The following is a 5,378-nucleotide window of genomic DNA, read 5'->3' on the forward strand; positions in this document are numbered from 1 at the left end:
TCTACTTCACCCATTTTCGGGTTGCAGGGGTGTTTAGGCATCTGTATAGTTGTATGAGTCGCCGCGGCGAGGAGGAAAAAACGAAGAGTTTTCTTCGGTGTTTCTCCTAGTCAGAAGCGGTTTGACTGTCTTTCAATTGTATAGTGTTTTGGTTTCTTGCTTAGAAGAATCTCAGGTTGCCTGTTGGTGATGGTGGAGGAGTTTAGGGAAGAAACATTGTGGTGTGAATCACGGAAAACGGATTTGCATGGCAAATAAAACGCTGGTATAGTTGATTGAGTTGCCGCGGGAACGCGGTAACAATGAAAATAACATGAATGACCGTTCAACGGTAAGACTTCTCGAAAGAGTAAGTTGAGGTGTTGAATCGGTGTGTTGCTTGAGAACTCAATAGTGTGCTTTGTTCAATAAAATCACCGAATGGTGATGGAAACTGAAACTAATACCAAATATTTATTGATATTTGATAATCATCAAATGGTTTCAAATTTAGTCAGCTTGAGTCACGCACCCCCGTGTGTGATTCGCTGTTTGAGATCAGATTATCAAGCTTTTCTATTTTTTCAACGGAGAGTTTGATTCTGGCTCAGGACGAACGCTGGCGGCGTGCTTAACACATGCAAGTCGAACGATGAAGCCTAGCTTGCTAGGTGGATTAGTGGCGAACGGGTGAGTAATACGTGAGTAACCTACCTTTAACTCTGGGATAAGCCCGGGAAACTGGGTCTAATACCGGATACGACCAATCTCCGCATGGGGTGTTGGTGGAAAGCGTTATGTAGTGGTTATAGATGGGCTCACGGCCTATCAGCTTGTTGGTGAGGTAACGGCTCACCAAGGCGACGACGGGTAGCCGGCCTGAGAGGGTGACCGGCCACACTGGGACTGAGACACGGCCCAGACTCCTACGGGAGGCAGCAGTGGGGAATATTGCACAATGGGCGCAAGCCTGATGCAGCGACGCCGCGTGAGGGATGACGGCCTTCGGGTTGTAAACCTCTGTTAGCAGGGAAGAAGAGAGATTGACGGTACCTGCAGAGAAAGCGCCGGCTAACTACGTGCCAGCAGCCGCGGTAATACGTAGGGCGCGAGCGTTGTCCGGAATTATTGGGCGTAAAGAGCTTGTAGGCGGTTTGTCGCGTCTGCTGTGAAAGGCCGGGGCTTAACTCCGTGTATTGCAGTGGGTACGGGCAGACTAGAGTGCAGTAGGGGAGACTGGAATTCCTGGTGTAGCGGTGGAATGCGCAGATATCAGGAGGAACACCGATGGCGAAGGCAGGTCTCTGGGCTGTAACTGACGCTGAGAAGCGAAAGCATGGGGAGCGAACAGGATTAGATACCCTGGTAGTCCATGCCGTAAACGTTGGGCACTAGGTGTGGGGGACATTCCACGTTTTCCGCGCCGTAGCTAACGCATTAAGTGCCCCGCCTGGGGAGTACGGCCGCAAGGCTAAAACTCAAAGAAATTGACGGGGGCCCGCACAAGCGGCGGAGCATGCGGATTAATTCGATGCAACGCGAAGAACCTTACCAAGGCTTGACATATACTGGACCGCATCAGAGATGGTGTTTCCCTTCGGGGCTGGTATACAGGTGGTGCATGGTTGTCGTCAGCTCGTGTCGTGAGATGTTGGGTTAAGTCCCGCAACGAGCGCAACCCTCGTTCTATGTTGCCAGCACGTTATGGTGGGGACTCATAGGAGACTGCCGGGGTCAACTCGGAGGAAGGTGGGGATGACGTCAAATCATCATGCCCCTTATGTCTTGGGCTTCACGCATGCTACAATGGCCGGTACAGAGGGTTGCGATACTGTGAGGTGGAGCTAATCCCTAAAAGCCGGTCTCAGTTCGGATTGGGGTCTGCAACTCGACCCCATGAAGTCGGAGTCGCTAGTAATCGCAGATCAGCAACGCTGCGGTGAATACGTTCCCGGGCCTTGTACACACCGCCCGTCAAGTCACGAAAGTTGGTAACACCCAAAGCCGGTGGCCTAACCTTTTTGGAGGGAGCCGTCTAAGGTGGGATTGGCGATTGGGACTAAGTCGTAACAAGGTAGCCGTACCGGAAGGTGCGGCTGGATCACCTCCTTTCTAAGGAGCACATTTAGTTGGCCATGCTGCCCGCGAGTGTCGGGTGGGTGGTTTTGCTCATGGGTGGAATGTTGGTTTTGGGTTGGATGAGGCGCATTGTTGGGTTTTGGGGTAACACGTGTGTGTTGTTCCTTTGTTTGCCTGGCATGGTGATGATGCAGATGTTTTTGTTTGTGTTGTTGTTGTGTTGTGGGTTGTTGTTTGAGAACTATATAGTGGACGCGAGCATCTTCTGGAATTTGCGTTGAATCAACGTTGTGTTGGTTTGATTGTTGATTTTAGATTCTTATTTTTCTTGATTGTGTGTAAGTTATTAAGGGCACACGGTGGATGCCTTGGCATTAAGAGCCGATGAAGGACGTGTGAATCTGCGATAAGCCTCGGGGAGCCGATAACTGGGCTGTGATCCGAGGATTTCCGAATGGGGAAACCTGGCTCATCTTCATGGTGAGTTACCGCCAGCTGAATGTATAGGCTGGTTGGGGGGAACGCGGGGAAGTGAAACATCTCAGTACCCGCAGGAAGAGAAAATAAAGTAATGATTCTGTGAGTAGTGGCGAGCGAAAGCGGAAGAGACTAAACCTGTGGTGTGTGATAGCGGTTAGGCGTTGCATCATGGGGGTTGTGGGAGTCACAGTGGCAGTTCTAACTGGCTGCCGGCATGATGTTCAGGATGGTAGGTGAACGACTTGGAATGGTCGGCCGTAGAGGGTGAGAGTCCCGTAATCGAAATTGTTCTGTCCGTGGTGTGGCCACCCGAGTAGCACGGGGCTCGTGGAATCTCGTGTGAATCTGCCAGGACCACCTGGTAAGTCTAAATACTTCTTAATGACCGATAGTGAATCAGTACCGTGAGGGAATGGTGAAAAGTACCCCGGGAGGGGAGTGAAATAGTACCTGAAACCGTGTGCTTACAAGCCGTTGGAGCCTTTTGGGGTGACAGCGTGCCTTTTGAAGAATGAGCCTGCGAGTTAGTGTTATGTCGCGAGGTTAACCCGTGTGGGGTATCCGTAGCGAAAGCGAGTCTGAATAGGGCGTTTGAGTGGCATGACCTAGACCCGAAGCGGAGTGATCTATCCATGGCCAGGTTGAAGCGACGGTAAGACGTCGTGGAGGACCGAACCCACTTCAGTTGAAAATGGAGGGGATGAGCTGTGGATAGGGGTGAAAGGCCAATCAAACTCTGTGATAGCTGGTTCTCCCCGAAATGCATTTAGGTGCAGCGTTACGTGTTTCTTGCCGGAGGTAGAGCTACTGGATGGCCGATGGGCCTTCACGGGTTACTGACGTCAGCTAAACTCCGAATGCCGGTAAGTGAGAGCGTAGCAGTGAGACAGTGGGGGATAAGCTTCATTGTCGAGAGGGAAACAGCCCAGACCACCAACTAAGGCCCCTAAGCGTGTGCTAAGTGGGAAAGGATGTGGAGTTGCTTAGACAACCAGGAGGTTGGCTTAGAAGCAGCCATCCTTGAAAGAGTGCGTAACAGCTCACTGGTCAAGTGATTCTGCGCCGATAATGTAGCGGGGCTCAAGTACACCGCCGAAGTTGTGGCAATGATCTTTTTGGATTGTTGGGTAGGGGAGCGTCGTGTGGCCGGTGAAGCTGCGGTGTAAACCAGTGGTGGAGGCTATGCGAGTGAGAATGCAGGCATGAGTAGCGAAAGATGAGTGAGAAACTCATCCGCCGGATGATCAAGGGTTCCAGGGTCAAGTTAATCTGCCCTGGGTTAGTCGGGGCCTAAGGCGAGGCCGACAGGCGTAGTCGATGGATAACGGGTTGATATTCCCGTACCGGTGAAAAACCGCCCATACTGATATTGTGATGCTAACCATGCGAAGCATGATGTGCAGGCTTTTGTTTGTGTGTTGTGTGGGTTGTGGGACCCGATCTTTGGAGGTAAACGTGTTAACAGGTGTGACGCAGGAAGGTAGCCAAGCCACGCGATGGTTGTCGTGGTCTAAGCGTGTAGGGTTGTCGGTTGTTAAATGCGCCGGCTGTGTGCCTGAGACGTGATGGGACCCCGTTTTTGGGGGATTTGGTGATCCTATGCTGCCGAGAAAAGCATCGGCGTGAGGTTTTAGCCGCCCGTACCCTAAACCGACACAGGTGATCAGGTAGAGAATACTAAGGCGATCGAGAGAATCATGGTTAAGGAACTCGGCAAAATGCCCCCGTAACTTCGGGAGAAGGGGGACCTTGAGCGTGATGGGCATTTGCTGCCTGGAGCGTGTATGGGTCGCAGAGACCAGGGGGAAGCGACTGTTTATCAAAAACACAGGTCCGTGCGAAGTCGTAAGACGATGTATACGGACTGACTCCTGCCCGGTGCTGGAAGGTTAAGAGGATTGGTTAGCCTTTTTTGGGCGAAGCTGAGAATTTAAGCCCCAGTAAACGGCGGTGGTAACTATAACCATCCTAAGGTAGCGAAATTCCTTGTCGGGTAAGTTCCGACCTGCACGAATGGAGTAACGACTTCCCTACTGTCTCAACCATGAACTCGGCGAAATTGCAGTACGAGTAAAGATGCTCGTTTCGCGCAGCAGGACGGAAAGACCCCGTGACCTTTACTATAGTTTGGTATTGGTGTTTGGTTTGGCTTGTGTAGGATAGGTGGGAGACTGTGAAGCATGGACGCTAGTTTGTGTGGAGTCGTTGTTGAAATACCACTCTGGTCAATCTGGATGTCTAACTTCGGGCCATGATCTGGTTCAGGGACAGTGCCTGATGGGTAGTTTAACTGGGGCGGTTGCCTCCTAAAGTGTAACGGAGGCGCCCAAAGGTTCCCTCAGCCTGGTTGGCAATCAGGTGTTGAGTGTAAGTGCACAAGGGAGCTTGACTGTGAGACTGGCAGGTCGAGCAGGGACGAAAGTCGGGACTAGTGATCCGGCGGTACGTTGTGGAACGGCCGTCGCTCAACGGATAAAAGGTACCTCGGGGATAACAGGCTGATCTTGCCCAAGAGTCCATATCGACGGCATGGTTTGGCACCTCGATGTCGGCTCGTCGCATCCTGGGGCTGGAGTCGGTCCCAAGGGTTGGGCTGTTCGCCCATTAAAGCGGTACGCGAGCTGGGTTCAGAACGTCGTGAGACAGTTCGGTCCCTATCCGCTGCGCGCGTTGGAAATTTGAGAAAGGCTGTCCTTAGTACGAGAGGACCGGGACGGACGAACCTCTGGTATGTCAGTTGTACCGCCAGGTGCATGGCTGATTGGCTACGTTCGGGAGGGATAACCGCTGAAAGCATCTAAGCGGGAAGCCTGTTTCGAGATGAGATTTCCTGGCACTTT

At 52.0% G+C, this 5,378-nt stretch carries 2 rRNA genes; both read left to right on the plus strand.

From position 1 onward, the window contains the following. Nucleotides 1-563: 563 nt before the first annotated feature. A 16S ribosomal RNA gene (locus tag HMPREF2527_RS00180) occupies nucleotides 564-2,091 on the plus strand. Between the two features lie 303 nt (nucleotides 2,092-2,394). Continuing rightward, a 23S ribosomal RNA gene (locus HMPREF2527_RS00190) occupies nucleotides 2,395-5,378 on the plus strand; the annotation flags it as partial.

Origin of the sequence: Rothia sp. HMSC071B01 (assembly GCF_001808945.1) — a bacterium.
Classification (GTDB): Bacteria; Actinomycetota; Actinomycetes; order Actinomycetales; family Micrococcaceae; genus Rothia.